Source organism: Novosphingobium subterraneum (assembly GCF_000807925.1).
Taxonomy (GTDB): Bacteria; Pseudomonadota; Alphaproteobacteria; order Sphingomonadales; family Sphingomonadaceae; genus Novosphingobium; species Novosphingobium subterraneum.
Genome location: NZ_JRVC01000023.1, coordinates 36,201 through 55,626, shown reverse-complemented (window position 1 = coordinate 55,626; position 19,426 = coordinate 36,201). Strand labels below are relative to the sequence as shown.

Genomic DNA, 19,426 nt, shown 5'->3' with positions numbered 1-19,426 from the left:
CCGGGGGAGTGTGACAGGGACTCGCGCGCCCGATTTTCCCTGACTTTTCCAACCGGACGCCTGTCTCTCCCCATGCTTACCATCAACGGCATCACCGTGCGCCTCGGCGGACGCGACATCATTTCCCGCGCCTCAGTCGCCGTGCCGCCGCGCGCGCGCGTCGGTCTGGTCGGGCGCAACGGGGCGGGCAAGTCCACGCTGGTCAAGGCAATCATCGGCGAGATCGAGCCTGACGAAGGCGCGATCGAAATGCCTCGCCGCACTCGCCTTGGCTACCTCGCACAGGAAGCCCCCGCAGGCAGCGCCACGCCGTTCGAAACCGTGCTCGCCGCCGATGTCGAGCGCACCCAGCTGCTCGCCGAGGCCGAGACCTGCACCGATCCCGATCGCCTCGGCGATGTCCACGATCGCCTGCTCGCCATCGATGCCTACAGCGCCGACGCCCGCGCCGCGCGCATCCTGATCGGTCTCGGCTTCGACGAGGCGATGCAAGGCAGCCCGCTCGACAGCTTCTCCGGCGGCTGGCGGATGCGCGTCGCGCTCGCCTCGCTGCTCTTCTCCGCGCCCGACGTGCTGCTGCTCGACGAGCCCTCGAACCACCTCGACCTTGAAGCGACGCTGTGGCTGGAGAACTTCCTCAAGGCCTATCCCGGCACGCTGCTGCTGATCAGCCACGAGCGTGATCTGCTCAACAACGTGGCCGACCACATCGTCCACCTCCACGCCGGCAAGCTCACGCTCTATCCCGGCGGGTACGACAGCTTCGAGCGCCAGCGCAACGAACGGCTTGCCCAGCAGGCCGCCGCGCGCGCCGCGCAGGAAGCGCAGGCGGATCGGCTCCGCGACTACATCGCCCGCAACTCCGCCCGCGCCTCAACCGCCAAGCAGGCGCAGTCGCGCGCCAAGATGCTGGCCAAGATGCAGCCGATCGCGGCAGTGGTGGAAGACCCCTCGCTCAGCTTCGACTTCCCCGACCCCGAGGAACTGCGCCCGCCGCTGATCACGCTCGATCTTGCCAGCGTGGGCTACGCGCCCGGCAAGCCGGTGCTGCAGCGGCTCAACCTGCGCATCGATCCGGATGACCGCATCGCGCTGCTCGGCCGCAACGGCAACGGCAAGACCACGCTCGCCCGCCTGCTCGCCGCGCAGCTCGCGCCGATGGACGGGGCGATGACGGCGACGGGGAAGATGCAGGTCGGCTACTTCACCCAGTATCAGGTCGAGGAGATCGCCGATGGCGGCACCCCGCTCGAACTGATGACGCGGGCGATGGAGGGCAAGAGCCCGGCCGCCATCCGCGCGCAGCTCGGGCGCTTCGGCTTCTCCGGCAACCGCGCCACCGCGCAGGTCGGCACGCTGTCGGGCGGTGAGCGCGCGCGGCTTGCCCTCGCCCTCGTCACCCGCGACGCGCCGCACATGCTGGTGCTCGACGAGCCGACCAACCACCTCGACATCGATGCGCGCGAGGCGCTGGTACAGGCATTGAATGCCTACAAGGGCGCGGTGATCCTGATCAGCCACGACCGGCACATGGCCGAACTGGTGGCCGACCGGCTGGTCCTCGTCGACGACGGCACCGCCAAGCCGTTCGACGGCAGCATCGAGGACTACATCGACTTCATCCTCGGCCGCAACCAGCCCAAGACCGAGAGCGGCAGCAGCGACACGCCAGCCAAGGGCGGCGCGCAGCAGGACCGCAAGACGCGGGCCGCGGCGCGCGAGACGTACAAGGCGCTGCAGAAGGCGCAAGGCCTGGCGGAAAAGCGCGTGGCCAAACTGCAGGCCGAACTGGCGCAGATCGACCGCGCGATGTTCGAGCCGGGCAGCGCCGCGCCGGAATTCGCCAAGCTCACCATGAGTGACCTGTCACAGCGGCGAAGCAAGGTTGCGCAGGCGCTGGAGGAAGCGGAACTGGCGTGGCTGGAAGCTGGCGAGGCGCTTGAATCGGCCAGTTGAGGCCCGCCGAAAGCAGCGCCGAGGGCGACGTTCCGCACCGCAGCAGCCCGAGGGGTTTACGCGGTTTACACGGTTCAGGGGCGCTTTGCTCTCCGCGCTCCTCCTCCGGCGTCCCCGCGCAGGCGGGGACCTCGGCCGGTTTACGGACCGCTTCGGGTTTCTCGCGTTCGTTCCGTAACGACACCGAGGCCCCCGCCTGCGCGGGGGAGCAGGCTTCCCTGATTTCGGTCTGATCTTTATCCTCCTCTTCCCCGAACAGCGCTTGGAGCGTGGCTTCACGGCGGTTCTGGGCGGCGGACCAGCTTTCGCGGGCGAGCTGGCGGGCGCTTTCCATGTGGGCGTCGTGGGCTTCCTGCCAGTCGTCCCAGGCCTCGTCGGGCTCGTCGTCGGTGGGATAGGGGACGGCGCGCTTGAAGTCCTGTTCGGCCTGCTTCTCGCAAGCCTTGAGAAAGCGGTCCTGCGCCGGGTCGGCAAAGCCGGTGGCGGCGGCGACGTCGGCGCCCTCGGCCAGGGCCAGGAGCATGCGGTCGAAGTCTTCGGCGAGGTGATGGATTTCCCTGGGCGCCTGCGCGGCGCGGGCATCGAGCCGGGCGAGGTGCGCAAGGAGCAGGCGCGCGTCGAAGCGCCGCCGCTCGCCCACCGCCTCGCCCCGGAACCAGATCGTCTCGGTGGTGCCGTGGAGCGCGCGGGTGGCAAGCACCTGCTCGGCCGCCTCGCGCGCATGGAGCAGCGCAGCGTCCCATGCGGCGGCAAAAGCCGGGTCGCGCCGACGGCGGACATAGGCCGTCTGCGAAGACACCCCCGCCACCTGCGCCGCCGCGCGCACCTGCCCGTGGCGGCTGAGATGCTCGAGAAACAGCGCGATGCGCGTGGGCGTGAACTGGTTGGGGTGGAGGAGTGATGCCTCTTGCTCTTCCCCATGCGGGAGGACAGTGCCGTCTCTCCCCCCTCCCGCAGGCGGGCAGGCGTCCCTTAGTCTCTCCCCTCCCGCCTGCGGGAGGGGGACGCGCCCCCACCCCCTCGTGCCAACCGCAGGCAGAGCATCATCAGGCAGCCCGATATCCCGGCTCGCGGGGATCCACCCGCGCCCGAAGGAGGAAGGCTGATGCGGATCGGCGGCGTGCGGCATGGGCGGCTCCCGTTTGGAACGAAACGGGAACTTCTAGGCCGGGATGGGGGGTGTAGGAAAATGGTTTTGTGGGTTCGCGGAAATGAGGCAGAATCCTACTGCTGCCGGGACAGGGTAGTTTGTCCGCCTGTCCTTAAAGAGGCGATCCGGTCTGTCCTGCGATCCTCCGGCAGCGCCCCCTCACCACTTGCCGCCGAGATCCTCTATCGCCTTGAGCAACGCACGTTTTGACGGAGTGCGGCGGGTGCCGGGGTTGCGGGGCACGTCGACGCCGCCGAGCGCGGTTTCGCGTCGCGCGATCTGCGCGCCAAGCTCTTCGAGCTTTACCGGTTCACGCCGGGTCTTGAAGGTCTTGAAGGCCATGACTGCCTGCGGTTTCCTCTGCAATCCGGCGTTGCATATAGTCCAGATCGAGGCTTTCGCACAGGGCAAAGAGCGCGCGGGCTTGCCCAAGCATCTCCGGCGCGCTGCCCGAAGCGTATTGCCCCATGCGATCGGCAATGATGTCTTCCGGGGCGATGACCGCTACACTGCCATCTGCCCCCAGATCGACCAGTTGGACCATGTCCCGATCGGCCATGCCATCAAGCAGCGTATCAGCCACGCATTCGAAACCGAGCGCCAGTTGCGGATGGACCCACCCGCGCGTGGCCAGTCCCGGCCCCGATGGTCGGACAAAGCCATGCCGCTGCATGACCTGTTCGAGCACGTCCTGCCGCCCGCAGGCGAGATCGAAATCACCGGTGTTTACGGCACCGAGCGTATAGACCTCGACAGCCCCGCCGCCGACAAGCACCGGAGGGCGAAACCCGGCAGCATCCATCTCGACACTGATCCGCGCCAGCAGGCGCAGCGCCGCTTCGAATTCAGGACGGTAGCCGGCGCTGGTCATGCAGGGATGTTAGCGGGTGAGCCGGGGTTAAGCCATACCGCAGAACCTCGACCCGCGCCCGAGGGAGGTTCCGGCGCGTGAAGAAGGCTGATGCGGATCGGCGGCGTGCGGCATGGGCGACTCCCGTTTGGAGCAAAACGGGAACTTCCAGGCGAGGATGGGGGGTGTAGGAAAATGGATTTTTGGTTTGCGCAGTGGCGCCGAGGAAATGGGAGACGCGGAGGGACATCCCCTGCCCCGTCATCCCGGCTTGACTCTGGATCCCGCTTCTTGCGGGGAACGCTTTGCCTTAGGAAGAAAGTAAGACCCCGGATCAGGTCCGGGGTTTTACGGTGGCGAAGGGAGTTTCGGGTTTTAGCATGCTATCACCGTAACTCTAGGATTTGGTAGTTCGCCCCAAGCCGCCCGCCGACCTTCTTGGGCCGACGGTGCCATCTGTTCTGACACTTAGACCATTAAAATCTTTGATGGACTCCGCGATCTCTCTGTTTAATCGCGCAATATCTTCTGGGCTCGCGCTCTTGAGGAGAGCGTTCATTTTAGCTGTATCCACGGAGCCCTTAAAACTGTCCAAAGCTCCCTTTACTCGTTCAGCACTTGCGTTCTCCTCGTTCAGCCGGACTCGATAATCCAAAGCCTTAAGAGTTTGAGCGATGTTTTCAAGTTGAGCAGTGACAAACTCTTCATATGGAACATGTTGCGACTGCGGATCAACGACTGTAAATGCACCAAATGTATCTAGATATGGCTTAAACGTGCTCGCCTTGACCTGTGAATGAAGGTCGGTGATTCTTGCTGTTAGATCATGCATGAACCTCTCAATGCTTGAGAAATGCAGATCTGTCGGATATATCAGCGTATCTATAACGCCCGTATCAAATGGCAATCTGGTGTCTTTATCAGCTACGATCACGACTGGCTTTTTGAATGTCAGCCTCATGCCAAGTTCAAACATTACATTGGGGTTCAAAGCACTTATATCACAGACAACCATATCGCATTCGTATAGATTTTTCACGATTCTACTTTGAATAATGTCCGTTTCTGCACTTTGCCAAACAGGCTTTGGTGTAAAATTTGCCCCTTCAATCGACCGGCAAATTATATCTTTGACCTCTAACCAGTGCTGAGCATCATGGACGCCCCATGCCGAGATTGGCATCACGATCCCACAAGTCGGCGCGTTGTTGCCCTTAGGACCTTCTGGACTCTCCTTCTTCACAGCAATGATTCCTTAAAATTTCCTTCTAGGCGATACTAACCCCTGTATTTGCAAGCGCAATATTCGGATTACGGTGACAGGTGGATTAAGGTGTCACGGCCTATATTCCGAATTCGCCGTCACTCTAGACCTTGCCGAAGTCGAGCGCTTCCGGGATAGCAGCGTCGGGCTGCCATCCTTCGAGAGGCTCAGGATGAGCGGGGCTTGGGTGGTGGGGTGGTTACCACTTGCTTCGTCATCCTGAACTTGGTTCAGGATCCATTTTGCCGATTGGGCCTCCGCATGTGGGGAGAGATGGACCCTGAACCGGTTTCAGGGTGACGGGGTTGGCATTTCGGGTGGTGGTGTTGCGAGGGTGCCCCTCCACCACCCTGCGGATGGTCCCCCTCCCTCCTTCGACAGGCTCAGGATGAGCGGGCGGGGAGGAACTAGCGCTTCAACAACGGGGCCATGTATTGGCCGGTGAAGCTGCGGGGGTTCTGGGCCACCTGCTCCGGGGTGCCTTCCGCCACGATTTCGCCACCTCTCACGCCGCCTTCGGGGCCGAGGTCGATGATCCAGTCGGCGGTCTTGATCACATCCAGGTTGTGTTCGATCACGACGACGCTGTTGCCCTGGTCGACGAGGCGGTGGAGGACTTCCAATAGCTTGCGCACGTCCTCGAAGTGGAGGCCGGTGGTGGGCTCGTCGAGGATGTAGAGCGTCTGCCCCGTGCTGCGGCGGGCGAGTTCTTTGGCGAGCTTGACGCGCTGGGCTTCGCCGCCCGACAGCGTCGTCGCCTGCTGGCCGACCTTGACGTAGCCGAGGCCGACCTCGTTGAGCATGTGCATCCGGTCGCGGATCGGGGGGACGGCCTTGAAGAACTCCTCGGCGTCCTCGATCGTCATGTCGAGCACGTCGGCGATGGAGAGGCCCTTGAACTTCACCTCGAGCGTTTCGCGGTTGTAGCGCTTGCCGTCGCACTCCTCGCAGGTCACGTAGACGTCGGGCAGGAAGTGCATCTCGATCTTGATCAGGCCATCGCCCTGGCACTTCTCGCAACGGCCACCCTTGACGTTGAAGCTGAAGCGGCCGGCCTTGTAGCCGCGCGCGGCGCTTTCGGGGAGGCCTGCGAACCAGTCACGGATCAGGGTGAAGGCGCCGGTGTAGGTGGCGGGGTTGGAGCGCGGGGTGCGGCCGATGGGCGACTGGTCGATCTCGATCACCTTGTCGCAGTGTTCAAGCCCGGTGACGCGATCGTGCGCGCCGGCGATCACGCGCGCGCCATTGAGCGTGCGGGCGGCGACGGCGTGGAGCGTGTCGATGGTGAAGCTCGACTTGCCCGAGCCGGAGACGCCGGTGACGCAGGTGAAGGTGCCCAAGGGGATCTTGGCGCTGACGTTCTGGAGGTTGTTGGCGCGCGCGCCCTCCACGCCGATGAACAGGCCGTTGCCCTTGCGGCGGGTCTTGGGGACCTCGATCTTCCGCGCGCCGGTGAGGTACTGGCCGGTGAGGCTGTTGGGGTTGTTGAGGATATCGTCGAGCGTGCCCTGCGCGACGATCTCGCCGCCATGGACGCCCGCGCCGGGGCCGAGATCGACGACGTGATCGGCGGTGCGGATGGCGTCCTCGTCATGCTCGACCACGATCACGGTGTTGCCGAGGTCGCGCAGGCGCTTGAGGGTTTCGAGCAGGCGGTCATTGTCGCGCTGGTGGAGGCCGATGGACGGCTCGTCGAGCACGTAGAGCACGCCCGAGAGGCCGGAGCCGATCTGGCTGGCGAGGCGGATGCGCTGGCTCTCGCCGCCCGAGAGGGTGCCCGAGGTGCGATCGAGGTTGAGGTAATCGAGGCCGACGTTGTTGAGGAAGCCGAGGCGCTCGTTGATTTCCTTGAGGATGGCGCGGGCGATCTGGCTCTGCTGGCTGGTGAGCTGGCTGTCGAGATTGGCGTACCATTCGACCGCGGCGGCGACCGAGAGGCGGGTGACCGAGGAGATATCGCGCCCGGCGACCTTGACCGACAGCGCCTCGGGCTTGAGGCGCTTGCCTTCGCAGGTCTCGCACGGCTGCGCGGTCTGGAACTTGCCCAGTTCCTCGCGCATCCAGGCGCTTTCGGTTTGCAGCATGCGGCGGTTGAGGTTGCCGATCACGCCTTCGAAGGCCTTGTTGACGGTGTAGCTCTTCTTGCCGTCGATGAAGGTCAGCGGCACCGCCTTGCCGGCGGTGCCATAGAGGATGACGATCTTGACCTCGGCCGGCAGCGCGTCCCATGGCGTATCGAGGCTGAAGCCGAAATGCGCGGCGAGGCTGGCGAGGACCTGCATGTAATAGGGCGACGGCGGGTTGGACTTCGCCCAAGGGACGACAGCGCCCTGCTTGAGGCTGAGGTTCTCGTTCGGCACGACGAGCTGGGGATCGAACAGCAGCTTTTCGCCGAGGCCGTCGCAGGCGGGGCATGCGCCCTGGGGGGCGTTGAACGAGAACAGGCGCGGTTCGATGGACTCGATGGTGAAGCCGCTGACGGGGCAGGCGAACTTTTCGGAGAAGACGATGCGGTTGGCGGCAAGGCCGGTCTTCTTCATTCCCGTCTTCTGGGCGCCCTTCTTGCCATTGGCGTCCGATTCTTCCTCGCGGCCGGGGACGACGCCATCGGCGAGATCGACGTAGGCAAGGCCGTCGGCCAGTTTGAGAGCCTGTTCGAAGCTGTCGGCGAGGCGGGTCTGGATGCCGTCGCGGACGGCGATGCGGTCAACCACCACCTCGATGTCGTGCTTGAGCTTCTTGTCGAGCGCAGGCGCGTCCTCGATCGGCATGATCTCGCCGTTGATGCGGACGCGGGTGTAGCCGGCCTTCTGCCATTCGGCGAGCTCGCGGCGGTATTCGCCCTTGCGGCCGCGCACGACCGGGGCGAGCAGGTAGGCGCGGGTGCCTTCGGGCAGGGCCATGACGCGGTCGACCATCTGGCTGACGGTCTGCGCGCTGATCGGCTCGCCGGTGGCGGGGCTGTAGGGCACGCCGATGCGCGCCCAGAGCAGGCGCATGTAGTCGTAGACCTCGGTGACGGTGGCGACGGTCGAGCGCGGGTTGCGGCTGGTGGTCTTCTGCTCGATGGAGATGGCGGGGGAGAGACCGTCGATATGCTCGACATCGGGCTTCTGCATCATCTCGAGGAACTGGCGCGCATAGGCGCTGAGCGATTCCACGTAGCGGCGCTGGCCCTCGGCATAGATCGTGTCGAACGCGAGGCTCGACTTGCCCGAGCCCGAGAGGCCGGTGATGACGATCAGGCTATCGCGGGGGAGATCGACGTCGATCCCCTTGAGGTTGTGTTCACGGGCGCCGCGGACGGAAATGGTAGTGAGAGACATGCGCGGCGGTGTTCCATATTTGTTCGGGTTTCGCAAGGGATTCGGACGCGAGTGCCGGCCCGGTTGCAAGCGCCATGTGGGGAGCGGACCATTGCAGTGCAATATGGGCTTTCGGGGGCACGGTTTCGCTTCCCCATCCCCGGTCGCGACGAAAGGGACGGTGGCTGCGACCGGGTGCCAACGGTTCGGCGCAAGGTGGATTGCGCGGGTGCCGCGGCCGCGGGATGAAGCAGCGATAACATGAGGGTCTCGGGAATGAACGTGCGGATGATGTGCAGCGCGCTGGCGCTTGGGGTTCTGGCTTTGCCGGGCGTGGCGCTGGCCGACGATCCCCATGACCCGCAGATGCGCACGCAGGCCGCGCGCGAACGCGACCGGGCGATCATCCGCAAGCTCAACCAGCAGGAACTGGCCCGCGTGCGCGAGCGCGATGCCCGCTATGCGAAAGACTGGGCGGCATGGCGCGAGCATGACGCCCGCAGTGGCCGTGGAGGCCAGGACGCCAACCGCGCCTATGCCCAAGCCCAGGACGATTACGAGCAGCGCATGGCCGAATGGCGCCGCGCGGTGGCGGCGTGCCAAGCCGGGCGCTACGAATACTGCGGGCGTTGAGCGGCGGAAGCCGTCAGTTCTTCTTGCCGATCAGTATGCCGCCGATGTCGAGCCCGGTGGTAAGACCATTCCGCTGTACAAACCACGCCGCACCGATCTCGTTCGCGTTCGGACCAAAGAACCCGCCTTCGATCTGACCACGGGAAGCACCATTTTGCGTGGTGGCAAAGCCACGAAATAGCGAGGTCGTTCCGTCCGTCGTGATGATGTTCGCGGTGTAGGAGAACGTACCCACGGGCGATGCAGTGCTATCGTCGGCGACGATGTTAACCGTCGCGCCTAGCTTCATGTCTGCGAAATTTGCCGTCGCGGTGGCTGTGCCCGAGAACGTACCTTCATACGAGATCGCGTTGGCGCGCCCTCGTCCACGGATAATCCCATCGTACGTAGCAGAGCCGAAGCGCGGTAGTAGGGCATAAGGCGTCCGATTGCCGTAAATGACGAAGTACTGGGCATTTATTGCGTCTGGAGGATTGGAGGACGTCGCACGCACCTGCAAATCGGCAAAGGTCGCGTAAGTCAGCTTCAGAACGGGGTTCTGGTCGCCCGGCTTGAAGACGTAGCCCTTCGCGGTGACGCCACGATCGTACCATGTACGGCTGGCGTCACTTTTCGCCGGGTCGATGTCTGTCTGCTCAAACTTGGTGGCGTACGTGGTGTTCGAGTATTCGGGCGTGAAACGCAAAAGATAGGCGCCCGTTGCGGGATTATAGGTGACGGTCGCCGGATCGGATACGCCATGATCTCGCAGCGTGATCGCACTGAATGTCGTTTGCGTGGTGTAATCGCCCAGCGGCGTTCGGGCCGCAGTCAGACTGGCATCCTTCGCACCGATGATCGTCCCAATGGCCTTGTCGGCGCCATCGGCGGCCGACCAGGTTGCTGCGACTTCCTGAGCCGTTGGACCAAAGAAGCTGCCATCAAATGTGCCGGAGTAGTTGCCGATCCCGTCGAGCGTCAGATTGCCCGAGAAGGTGTTTGCCGTGCTGGAGATTGTGCCCGAGGCCCTAAAAACCCCGGTGGTGCTTTGAGGGTTGTGGCCAGAGATGTAGTCGATTTCGCCCAAGTCAACTGATGTGGCCAGATCGAGACGGCCAGTAGCGAAATCGGCGGAAAGCACGCCATTACCGACAACGTTCAATGCGTCAGTAAAATCGTTGTCGATTGCCAGTCCGTCGATATGGACCTTGTAGTCAGCTGACCCGCTCCGCGGCACCGCGCTGCTCGCTGTCGGCATGCCGTAAATGAAGTAATCGATCTGATACGAAAGCTGCGGATCGAGCGATGTTCCTCCAGTGCGTTGTCTGAAGAAGCCTACGGCGGAGTAAGTTTGTGTAGTCGGAAGGAGCAGCCCGGTAGCATCGTCCTGATAATTGCTTCCGCCATCATGTTCGTAAGGGGTATAGGACGTCAGGTGTCGTAACCGTATACTTCTTGGTCACGGCATCAAAAGTGAGTTGCAGCGGTTCACGCCTTAGTGATTGGTTGGTGAAATCGCCTAGCGTATTTGAATTGAACGATTTATCCTGAGACTTGAAGTCCAGTCTGCGCGCGCTTGTGCTGAAACTCTGCGTGTTGGCCAGCCTTCCCTCTGTGAACTGCGTGTTGCCGACAGCACCCTTTCGTCCGGTGATCGTGCCTACGGCGACCCGACCGTCCGGTGCAGTAGCATTGAAAACGGCGCCCAATTCCTCAGCAGCAGGGCCAAAGAATTCGCCGTTGAGCGCGCCCGAGAAGTTCGCCGCGTCCGACCATTTGATGGTTCCGGCGAAGTTGTTGGACGTTGCCGCCAGTGCAGCAGTTGCATCGAACTGGATGTCGGAGCCTGAGAAATAGACGCCTTTCATCATGCCGGAAATGCGAATCTTGCCGGTATCGAATTCGACCACCGCACCGCCGCTGCCTGCCATCGCAGCACTGCCCGCCGGAATGGATTCCACTCCGATCAAGGCAATCTCGTAGGCGCCAGTGCCGCTACGCGGTACAGCACTGGCCGAAGTGGGGATGCCATAAACAAACGCATCCACGCTGCCTGTTCCCGATGAACTCGATAGCTGCGTGTGTTCCCAGAAGGCGCTTCCGACATACTTGTAGGTAGCAAGGCCGGATGTGCCCGCCTTGGTAAGCGTCAGAACGTCGGTCGTCGAACCTGACTTCCTCGTGTAGACGGTGGCGACGGCGTTCGAACTGGCGCTATCAAGATCGCCCGGCCCGAAGGTGATCGAACCACCACCCGTCGTTAAGGTATAGGACTTCTTGGCCGCATCGTAACGGATTGTAGCTGTCTGGCTGGCGACGCTGCCGCGCGTACTCTCTCCATTGGCCGTGGCGGTTGCGCGCATGGAGAGGTTGGCGAAACTCTCGGTCGCGAGCGTTCCGATCAGGTCCGAATTCGCGCTCGGCGTAGGCGTCGGTGTGGGGGTTGGCGTAGGCGTAGGCGTAGGCGTCGGAGTGGGCGCGGGCGTGGGCGTGGGCGTCGGCGTCGGCGTCGGCGTCGGAGTGGGAACAGGCGTTGGCGTGCTGCTCACACCGCCGCCACTACCACCGCCACATGAGGCCAGCAGGAGGGCGAGCGTTGTCGTGGCTGTTGTGGCGAAAATCTTGCGGTTCACGGTTGCCCCCGTTGCTGGCCCGAATCCCTGTATTCAGACACCAATTCGGAGGAAGAATTAGCCAGAACCGATGTTAATCGCGAACATCTATTTGGATCAATTGTGTGATTTTAATCACGTTTTGGAGACTTCTAGTCGTGGGACCGCGTGCGAGGAAGGCTCACCCCAACCCCTCCCGCTTTCCGGAGGGGGCAAAGAGGTTGGTTTTCGCCCTTTTCTGCAAGGCGCTGTCCCATTCGGGCCGCTCCACCAACCTGCGGATGCCCCCCACCTTGTTGAAAGCAGGAACGGGCTCAGTTGGACACCTCGAAGAACCGTCTGATTTTGGCAGGATAGGGACGTGACGGCCAGCGAGGGGTTGGTGAGCCCCGTTTTCGGTTGGTTGATCCTCTGATTTTCTTGGGTTTCAAGACTGGAGCGCCGCTCTGAACCCCGTTTTCGCGTTATGCGGGCACACTTCGCCCCTCGAGCCAGGTGAGGCGCTGGAAATTGTAAGCGAGGTTGGCCATGCCGATCTTGATGCGGGCGCGGGCAATGCCGATGGTGCGCACGATCAGGCCCATGCGATGCTTCTGCCCGGCAAAGACGTGTTCGACTGCCGAGCGGATGGCTGAGCGCTTCGCATTTGCTCTGGCGACGCGCTCGGGCATGGCGCGGCGGTTCGGCTTGCGCTGGTGGATGTGGCTCTTGAACATGCCCTTCTCAAGGAAGGCCTCGTTCTTCTTCGAACGGTAGGCGGTATCGGCCCAGACGCCCGAGCCGGTGTTGCTCGTGCTGATCAGATTCGGCAACCGGGCGCCGTCATGGGCATTGGCGGCGCTGGCATCCCAGGTCCGGATCAACCCGTGAGCCCGGTCGATGCCCACGTGGTTCTTGTAACCGAACATCGGGATGGCGAGATCGACCGGCTTGAAGGCCTTGGGATCGGCGCCTTCCTTCACCTTGGCCTTGGTGTACTTCACACTCCACCGGGCATCACGATCCTTCTGACGGAGCCGGGCTGGCTTTGCTTTCCATGCCTCCGGAATCCGGCCGTCCTTGATCGCGGCTTTCTCTTCTTCGGTGTTGCGCTGCTTGGGTGCCGGCACAACGGTAGCATCGATGATCTGGCCGCCCATGGCGAGATAGCCGCGGTCGGTCAGCGCTGCATCGAAGCGGGCGAAGAGCTTGTCGATTGCCTTGGCTTGCACCAAGCGCTCGCGGAACAGCCACACCGTCGTTGCATCCGGCACCGTGCCATCGAGCCCAAGGCCCAGGAAGCGCTGGAACGACAAGCGATCCTTGATCTGGAATTCCATCGCTTCGTCCGACAGCGAATAGAGCGCCTGCAGCACCAGGATCTTGAACATCATCACCGGGTCGAACGGCGGCCTGCCACCCTTGCCGCGGACACTGCGGCGCAGAGCGGCAATCAATGGACCCCGGAACACCTCGAAATCGACCACGCCTGACAACCGCTCCAGCGGATCACCCGCTGCGCTCAACGCCTCGTACCGGTCCGAAAGATCAAAGAAACCGGGCTGTCCCGCCATCATCGCCTCCGCTCATCCACAAAGGCAGTGAATCACTCAGTGCCCCTCAACGCCAGAGGTTTTTCGAGGCATCCAGTTCTTCTTGCCGAACAAAGCGCCCTGAATGCTGAGCGTGGTGTCAGTGGTGCCATTGAGGAAGAAGGTGTAGCCAGCCTCGATCCCGCGCGGGCCGAAGAATGCACCACTGAAGGCGCCCGAAGCGTTGCTTCCCGAAAGCGTGCCGGTGAAGCCCGGGCCGGAACTGCTGATCGTGCCGGTGCCGTTGAAATTGCCAAACGAGGTGACCACGGTGCTGTTGGGTGCCTTGCCCGCGAGCGTCAGGCTGGTGCTGACCGAATTGCTGCCGAAATTGGCCGAGAATGTGCCGGTCGATTCACCAATCAGGTAGTAGCCCTGCCCGCTTCTGGCGGCGAGCCCGACGACTTGGGTCGCATAAGTGGCGCTGCCGCTACGCGGCACATCGGTGGCCTGGGTGGGCACGCCGCCGACAAGGCTGTAAGATCGGTCCGCTCCCGGCTGATAATGCGTCCAGTTGCCGAACAGCGCGTAGCTGAGCTTCACACCGTTGACGCTGGGATTGGAGATTGAAAGAAAATCGACAGCGCCGTTGCCGGCAGGCTTCTGCCAGGTGACGGTCGTATCGTTACGATTGACGACCTGCGCGGGCGCAAATTCGACAACTAGGCCACTGCCGTTGTTGAGGTTGTAGGAATCGGTCGCGGCCGAATACCTGATCTCCACGCCCTGGCCGAAAGCAAGGGTGCTTTGGTTCCTGAGTTCCGGGCCGACGGGCACGCCAGTAATTCCGCCCGACTGGAAGGTCTGATCGCCGGACAGTTCGGCAAGCGTCTTGTATGTGACCGGCGGAGGCGTGGATGCCATGCCGCCGCCATCGCCGCCGCCGCAGGAGGCCAGCAAGGTTGCAAGCGAAAGGGTGGCGGTGGCGTTGCGCAGCGTCGTGATCATGTTGCCCTCTGTTGCTGCCCGAATCTCCGCACCGGGCAACCTGATGACAAGGACTAGAGGCAAACCCGTAAGGGTGCGAACGTAAAGACAGGCCAAGCATGTGATTTTCATCACAATCTTTGCGTGCGCAAAGGTGCATGATGGCCACGCTGGGGGGAAATTTCGTCGGCAAACTACGTAAGTTTGTCGAAACCATACAATCGTGCGTGACGAAACTTTGCTAGGGCCTGCTAACCAAAGATAGGGTTTCAGGGCCACCAAGCATGAGCGCCGACCGTACATTGCCAGCAATTCCGGCAGCATCCGGCAACCCGCCGGCGCAGAGCCTGTTCTGCCGCAGCGCTGGCGCGCGCGAGGATCGTCCGGCGATCTCGATGCGGGTGCGCGAGAGCTTTGCCGCCTATTTCGCAGCCGACTTTGCCGCCGCGATGACCGAGCATCGTCACGAGAACGACCAGATCGCCCCGACCGCGGCCTAGCGCCTTCTACATCGCCAGCGCCATGTGGCCGGGCTCACCCAGCCAGCGTGCATCGAGATTCCAGACGCGGGCGATGACCTCCTGCGAGAGAGCATCGCGTGGCTTGCCCTGTGCAGCGATGCGGCCCCTGTCGAGCACGACCACGTGATGGGCATGGTTCATCGCCAGGGCGAGATCGTGGACGACGAGCACGACTCCCCTGCCCTCTTCCGCGAGCCCGCGCAGGCGCTGGATCAAGGCCTGCTGGTGGGCCAGATCGAGCGCGGCGAGCGGTTCGTCTGCAAGAATCCAGCGCGGCTTCGTGGCGAGCACCCGGGCAAGCAGGGCGCGGGCGCGCTCGCCCCCTGACAGGGTGGACAGCGAGCGCTCGGCCAGAGGTTCGAGCTGCATCGTCGCGATGGCCTGGGCGACGGCTTCGCCATCCTCGGCGGGACTTGCGCGGTGCGGCAGGCGGCCAAGTCCGACGAGCGTGCGGACCGAGAGGTTCCACGCGACCTCGCCCGATTGCGGAAGATAGCCGATGCGGCGCGCGCGCTCCTGCGGCAGCATCTGCGCCAGCGGCTGGCTGGCAAGGGTGACGGTGCCGGTTGCGGGCTCGATCAGGCCGGCAAGCGCGGCAAGCAGCGTGGACTTGCCTGCACCGTTGGGACCGACAATGGCAGTGACACCGCCAGCGCGCAGTTGCGCGGTGACGCCCTGCAGGCGGTGGGGGATGTTCAGCCCAAGCGCTTCGAGCATCATGCCAGTTCCCTCCGCAGCTTGAGGAGCAGGCGCAGGAAGAACGGCGCGCCGGCAAGGCTGAGCGCTATGCCGAGGCGCAGCTCGCCTCCTTGCAGCGGAAGGACGCGGCACAGGCAATCGGCGACGAGCAGCAGCAGCGCTCCGGCAAGGGCGGAGGGGAGGAGCGTGGCCGAGGGGCGCTGGTCGGTGAACGGGCGGACGAAGTGCGGGACCATCAGGCCGACAAAACCGATCATGCCCGCCACCGCGACCCCGCTGCCGACGATCAGGCCGATGGCGACGATCATGATGCCAAGAAGGCGCGCAGGTTCGACTCCCAGAGAGCGGGCGGCGGCCTCGCCCAAGGCAAGGGCATCGAGCGCGGGGCCGGCGCGCCACAGGGCAGCGAGGCCGAGGATGGTCAGCGGGGCAGCCAGGCGCACCTCGTGCCAGCCGCGATCGGCCAGCGCCCCCATCAGCCAGGTGACGATCTCGGACAGGGCGAAGGGATTGGGCGAAAGGCTGATGGCAAGGCTGGTCATGGCCCCGGCAAGGCTGGCGATCATCATGCCCGCCAGCGTGAACAGTGCAATGCCGCCACTTCGCCCGGCGATCAGGGCAAGCAGGGCCATGGCTCCGGCGGCTCCGACGAGGGCGAAGAGCGGGAGCGTGAGCGCTTGCGTTTCGTAGCCGGTGTAGAACGAGAGGACCGCGCCGAGCGCTGCAGCCGGGGCGATGCCGAAGAGGCCGGGGTCAGCCAGCGGGTTGCGCAGGTAGCCTTGCATGGCCGCGCCCGCTGCGCCCAGGCCCCCGCCGAGCGTCAGGGCAAGAAGCGCGCGGGGCAGGCGCAATTCCATGAGGATCGCAGTGGCGTTGGGGACGGGGGCGCCGAAGGGGTCGATCCACACTTGCCCGGCGAGGAGCGAGAGCGGGAGGGCCAGTGCCAGGGCGGCGCAAAGGGAAATGACGGGGCGGGTCACCGCGAGTGCCCCTTCACCACCTTCGATGGTCCCCCTCCCCCTGCCGGGGAGGAATTGCGGACTTGCGCCAGCCTTTGCGCGGCGGCGATCAGGGTGGGGCCGCCGCAGTAGAGGAGTTTCGGATCGAGGCGCTCGCGGCGGGTGGACTTGAGCGCCTTCAGCGCGGGATGTGACAGTACGCGGTCGTCGCCTTTTCCGGTCTCGGCGCTCTGCCCGGCGACGAGGATCAGTTCGGGCGGGTCGGCCAGCATCTTTTCGAGCGGGAGCAGGTCGGCCTGGCCGAGCCCGCGGGCAGCGGCGAAATTGGTGTAGCCAGTGCGACGCAAAAGATCTGCGATCAGCGTTCCATCACCGGGGACCATGCCGCCCGACTGCCATACGACGGTCTCGATAGGGCGCACTCCGGCTGGCGGTGCTGCGGCGGCAAGTGCGGCGTCGATCCGGGCGATCAGCGCCTCGCCGCGCTCCGGATGGCCGGAGAGCGTGGCGATCTGGCGGATCTGCTCCTGGCTGGCCTCGATGGTGCTGGCCATGCCGAGGGTTTCGAGGCGCAGGCCAAGGCGCTGGTAGGCGCTGGCCGTGGCGGGATCGATGAACGTGCTGCCGAGCACGAGATCGGGCTTGAGTGCCAGCACTTCCTCGACCGTGCCGCGCGTGGCCGGGAGGACGCTTGCGAGGCGCGCGTCCATCGAGGCGGAACGGGGGTCCTTGCTGTAGTGCGAAATGGCGAGGATCTGCGCCGGATCTGCCACTTCGGCGAGGATCGCGTCGGTGCAGGGATTGAGACTGACGATGGTCGGGTGCGCGGTTGCGCGGGATTCGGGAGTGGCCTTGCCTTGGGGGATGCAGCTGTTCAAGGCGGCGGCAGTGAGGAGGAGGGCCGTTCTGGCGAGGGGGGTTCGGGAGAACATGCCCTCCCCCACCCCCTCCCGCATGCGGGAGGGGAGCAGAAGGCGTTTCGCCAGCGAGACGAAACGCCTCGCCATCAGTACTTCGCGCGGATGCCGATATAGGCAGAGCGGCCCCAGGTGCCGTAGTCGGCGACGGTCTGGTAATTCACGTCGAACACGTTCTCGACACGGCCGTAGAGTTCCACCTTCTCGGTCAGGGGGAAGCTGGCGCGCACGGTGGTCAACGCGTAGCCATCGAGGCGGCGGGTGTTCGACGCGTTGTCAAAGCTGTCTCCGACGAGGCGCAAGTCGGCACCGAGGGTGAGGCCTGCGAGGGGAGATGTCCAGTCGCTCGAGAGGGTCAGCGCGTGGGCAGGACGGCGCGCGAGGTCCTTTCCGAAGTTGGCGGTGCCGCGCGTGCGGTTCTCGGTTTCGAGGTAGGTGTATGCGGCCTGCAGGTGGAGCGTGTCGGTAGGACGCGCGCCGAGTTCGGCTTCGACGCCCTGTGCGCGGGCAAGGCCGACGTTGTCGTAGAGGCCGAAAGGACGCGTGGCACAGGCGTTGAGGCTGGCGCAAGATACGAAGGTGATCAGGTTGCGGCTATCGCGGCGGAAGACCGTGACCGCGGCGTGAAGCTTGCCGTAGGGCGCGCCCCATTCGAGGCCGGCGTCGTAGCTCTTGCTGCGTTCGGGGTTGAGCGCGGCGTTGCCATAGTTTGAAAGCAGCTGGTAGAGCGTCGGGGCCTTGAAGCCCTCGCCATAGCTGGCGCGCAGGCGGAGGTTATCGACCAATTCGAACGCGCCGTTGGCACCGAAGGTCCAGGCCGTGCCGAACCGGCTGTGATCGTCAATGCGGACACCGGCGGCGAGGCTGGCGCGATCGCTGCTCCAGCCAAGCAGGGCGTGGCCCGAGGTGAGGTTGGCCTTGGCCTGTGCATCGAAAGTGCTCGAGAAGCGCGTCCATTCGCTGTCACCGCCGAAATCGAGCGTGAAATCGGCAGGCAGGTTGACGCGGCCCGTCAGGTCAACGCGCTCCGAGCGGCCCTTGTAGCCGTAGGACGGATCAGTGCCGAAGGTCGGGTCGTAGTAGTCGCGCTTGGTATCCGAGATCGCGAAACCGGTGTTGAGCGTGAGATTGCTGCCGGTGTAGCGCAGGCCGACGCGGCCCGAGGCTTGGCGGGTGGTCTGGTATTCGGGGGTATCGCCGAACACGAGGTAGGTCGGCGGGCCGAAACCGTCGATGTCGGTGCGGGTGTCGGCGTAGCGGGCAGTGGCGACGATCGCGAGGTCTTGCGACAGGTTCACGCGGCCCCTTCCCCCGACGCGCCACTGGCGGAAGCCATCGGGCTCGGTGCCGACCGCTGCGGCCGAGACGCCATCGCTGCGGCTGTAGCCGCCGTTGAGGGTGAGCGCACCGAAGTCTGACGCGATGCCTGCTGCAGCATCGGCGAGATAGCTGTCGTTCGCGCCCAGTTCGGCACTGGCTTCAATGCCGTTGAGATCGCGCGACTGGACCGCGATCACGCCGCCGATGGCCGCGCTGCCCCAGACGATGGAGTTGGAGCCGCGCAGCACGTCGATCCGCTCGACGCCGCCGGGGGTCAGCGTACCGAAGTCAAAGCCGCCCGAGGGGGCCGAGACGTCTTCGAGGCGAACGCCATCGACGAGGACGAGGACCTGCTCGGCATCCGAGCCGCGCAGACGCACGCCGGTGAAGCTGCCGGGGCCGCCGTTGCGGGTAATTGTCAGGCCGGGGACGCGTTCGAGGACGCGGGTGATGTCGGGGCCCTGGATCGACTGGATTTCGTCGGCGGTGATGACGGTGACGGGCTGGCCGGTCTTGCTGAGCGGGGTTTCGCTGCCGGTGGCAATGACGGTGATGGTTGCCGGGTCGATCTTGTAGTCAGCCACGACGACGTCGTCCGTACCTTGGGCAAGCGCAGGCGTCGCAAGGGTAAGGGCAGAAACGGAAAGCAGGTACTTCTTCACAGGACGCAACTCCGGCCACGAACGGTTGATGCCGTCCATGGCGAGAGGTGCGCTGGGCCATGAATCTGGCGCGCCTCGTCGCGTGCGCCCGGTACACCCCG

The 19,426-nt window shown here is 64.3% G+C and carries 16 protein-coding genes; 3 read left to right on the top strand and 13 right to left on the bottom strand.

The features are described from left to right. Positions 1 to 72 precede the first annotated feature (72 nt). The gene (locus tag NJ75_RS19100) at positions 73 to 1,956 is read left to right on the top strand and encodes an ABC-F family ATP-binding cassette domain-containing protein (RefSeq protein WP_039337414.1); all 1,884 of its coding nucleotides are present in this window, start codon (positions 73 to 75) and stop codon (positions 1,954 to 1,956) included. Here NJ75_RS19100 and NJ75_RS24480 read toward each other — a convergent pair. The 5 genes from NJ75_RS24480 to uvrA form a co-directional block, all read right to left on the bottom strand. Continuing rightward, positions 1,850 to 3,085, bottom strand: coding sequence for a hypothetical protein (locus tag NJ75_RS24480; protein ID WP_156484054.1), 1,236 nt, complete (start codon positions 3,083 to 3,085; stop codon positions 1,850 to 1,852). The two genes, NJ75_RS19100 and NJ75_RS24480, sit on opposite strands and share 107 nt — an antisense overlap. A gap of 180 nt (positions 3,086 to 3,265) precedes the next feature. Continuing rightward, the gene (locus tag NJ75_RS19090) at positions 3,266 to 3,448 is read right to left on the bottom strand and encodes a hypothetical protein (protein WP_039337410.1); all 183 of its coding nucleotides are present in this window, start codon (positions 3,446 to 3,448) and stop codon (positions 3,266 to 3,268) included. Next, positions 3,417 to 3,977 (bottom strand): hypothetical protein, encoded by a 561-nt coding sequence (locus NJ75_RS19085; protein ID WP_039337408.1) that lies wholly within the window; start codon positions 3,975 to 3,977, stop codon positions 3,417 to 3,419. The genes NJ75_RS19090 and NJ75_RS19085 overlap by 32 nt, the downstream gene beginning before the upstream one ends. Before the next feature lie 376 nt (positions 3,978 to 4,353). Beyond that, entirely contained in the window at positions 4,354 to 5,199 is an 846-nt protein-coding gene (locus NJ75_RS23505; RefSeq protein ID WP_156135866.1) for a hypothetical protein, read from the bottom strand. Positions 5,200 to 5,627: 428 nt separating this feature from the next. Further along, entirely contained in the window at positions 5,628 to 8,546 is a 2,919-nt protein-coding gene (gene uvrA / locus NJ75_RS19075) for an excinuclease ABC subunit UvrA (RefSeq protein ID WP_039337406.1), read from the bottom strand. 240 nt (positions 8,547 to 8,786) lie between these two features. Between uvrA and NJ75_RS19070 the strand changes: the two genes are divergently transcribed. Next, entirely contained in the window at positions 8,787 to 9,158 is a 372-nt protein-coding gene (locus NJ75_RS19070) for a hypothetical protein (protein WP_039337404.1), read from the top strand. A 13-nt stretch (positions 9,159 to 9,171) separates the two neighbouring features. Here the strand turns inward: NJ75_RS19070 and NJ75_RS19065 are convergent, their stop codons facing one another. The 4 genes from NJ75_RS19065 to NJ75_RS19045 form a co-directional block, all read right to left on the bottom strand. After that, complete coding sequence (locus NJ75_RS19065; protein ID WP_039337402.1) at positions 9,172 to 10,395, bottom strand: transferrin-binding protein-like solute binding protein; 1,224 nt, start codon at positions 10,393 to 10,395, stop codon at positions 9,172 to 9,174. A gap of 148 nt (positions 10,396 to 10,543) precedes the next feature. Then, the gene (locus NJ75_RS25195) at positions 10,544 to 11,770 is read right to left on the bottom strand and encodes a transferrin-binding protein-like solute binding protein (protein ID WP_236727195.1); all 1,227 of its coding nucleotides are present in this window, start codon (positions 11,768 to 11,770) and stop codon (positions 10,544 to 10,546) included. 443 nt (positions 11,771 to 12,213) lie between these two features. Next, positions 12,214 to 13,302 carry an IS5 family transposase gene (locus NJ75_RS19050; protein WP_039337497.1) on the bottom strand — a complete coding sequence of 363 codons (1,089 nt, stop codon included), beginning with the start codon at positions 13,300 to 13,302 and terminating at the stop codon, positions 12,214 to 12,216. A 36-nt stretch (positions 13,303 to 13,338) separates the two neighbouring features. Next, positions 13,339 to 14,268 (bottom strand): HupA family protein, encoded by a 930-nt coding sequence (locus NJ75_RS19045; protein ID WP_039337396.1) that lies wholly within the window; start codon positions 14,266 to 14,268, stop codon positions 13,339 to 13,341. Positions 14,269 to 14,531: 263 nt separating this feature from the next. Here NJ75_RS19045 and NJ75_RS19040 point away from each other — a divergent pair, with 263 nt between their 5' ends. Further along, positions 14,532 to 14,747, top strand: coding sequence for a hypothetical protein (locus NJ75_RS19040; RefSeq protein ID WP_039337394.1), 216 nt, complete (start codon positions 14,532 to 14,534; stop codon positions 14,745 to 14,747). Positions 14,748 to 14,753: 6 nt separating this feature from the next. Here NJ75_RS19040 and NJ75_RS19035 read toward each other — a convergent pair whose 3' ends face one another. From NJ75_RS19035 to NJ75_RS19020, 4 genes are all read right to left on the bottom strand, one after another. Then, a complete protein-coding gene (locus tag NJ75_RS19035) occupies positions 14,754 to 15,485 on the bottom strand; it encodes an ABC transporter ATP-binding protein (protein ID WP_082013473.1) in 732 nt (243 codons plus the stop codon). Next, the gene (locus tag NJ75_RS19030; RefSeq protein ID WP_039337390.1) at positions 15,485 to 16,447 is read right to left on the bottom strand and encodes a FecCD family ABC transporter permease; all 963 of its coding nucleotides are present in this window, start codon (positions 16,445 to 16,447) and stop codon (positions 15,485 to 15,487) included. The genes NJ75_RS19035 and NJ75_RS19030 overlap by 1 nt, the downstream gene beginning before the upstream one ends. Continuing rightward, positions 16,444 to 17,304, bottom strand: a complete 861-nt coding sequence (locus tag NJ75_RS19025) for an ABC transporter substrate-binding protein (protein WP_236727194.1) — start codon at positions 17,302 to 17,304, stop codon at positions 16,444 to 16,446. Before NJ75_RS19025 ends, NJ75_RS19030 begins: the two co-directional genes overlap by 4 nt. Before the next feature lie 128 nt (positions 17,305 to 17,432). Continuing rightward, the gene (locus NJ75_RS19020; protein ID WP_052242650.1) at positions 17,433 to 19,364 is read right to left on the bottom strand and encodes a TonB-dependent receptor plug domain-containing protein; all 1,932 of its coding nucleotides are present in this window, start codon (positions 19,362 to 19,364) and stop codon (positions 17,433 to 17,435) included. Positions 19,365 to 19,426 lie beyond the last annotated feature (62 nt).

Excerpts from the sequence above, each read along its gene's own strand:
- NJ75_RS19100 (WP_039337414.1), top strand. The coding sequence starts at position 73 with ATGCTTACCATCAACGGCATCACCGTGCGCCTCGGCGGACGCGACATC.
- NJ75_RS24480 (WP_156484054.1), bottom strand. The coding sequence starts at position 3,085 with ATGCCGCACGCCGCCGATCCGCATCAGCCTTCCTCCTTCGGGCGCGGG.
- NJ75_RS19090 (WP_039337410.1), bottom strand. The coding sequence starts at position 3,448 with ATGGCCTTCAAGACCTTCAAGACCCGGCGTGAACCGGTAAAGCTCGAA.
- NJ75_RS19085 (WP_039337408.1), bottom strand. The coding sequence starts at position 3,977 with ATGACCAGCGCCGGCTACCGTCCTGAATTCGAAGCGGCGCTGCGCCTG.
- uvrA (WP_039337406.1), bottom strand. The coding sequence starts at position 8,546 with ATGTCTCTCACTACCATTTCCGTCCGCGGCGCCCGTGAACACAACCTC.
- NJ75_RS19070 (WP_039337404.1), top strand. The coding sequence starts at position 8,787 with ATGAGGGTCTCGGGAATGAACGTGCGGATGATGTGCAGCGCGCTGGCG.
- NJ75_RS19065 (WP_039337402.1), bottom strand. The coding sequence starts at position 10,395 with ATGCCGACAGCGAGCAGCGCGGTGCCGCGGAGCGGGTCAGCTGACTAC.
- NJ75_RS19050 (WP_039337497.1), bottom strand. The coding sequence starts at position 13,302 with ATGGCGGGACAGCCCGGTTTCTTTGATCTTTCGGACCGGTACGAGGCG.
- NJ75_RS19045 (WP_039337396.1), bottom strand. The coding sequence starts at position 14,268 with ATGATCACGACGCTGCGCAACGCCACCGCCACCCTTTCGCTTGCAACC.
- NJ75_RS19040 (WP_039337394.1), top strand. The coding sequence starts at position 14,532 with ATGAGCGCCGACCGTACATTGCCAGCAATTCCGGCAGCATCCGGCAAC.
- NJ75_RS19035 (WP_082013473.1), bottom strand. The coding sequence starts at position 15,485 with ATGCTCGAAGCGCTTGGGCTGAACATCCCCCACCGCCTGCAGGGCGTC.
- NJ75_RS19020 (WP_052242650.1), bottom strand. The coding sequence starts at position 19,364 with ATGGACGGCATCAACCGTTCGTGGCCGGAGTTGCGTCCTGTGAAGAAG.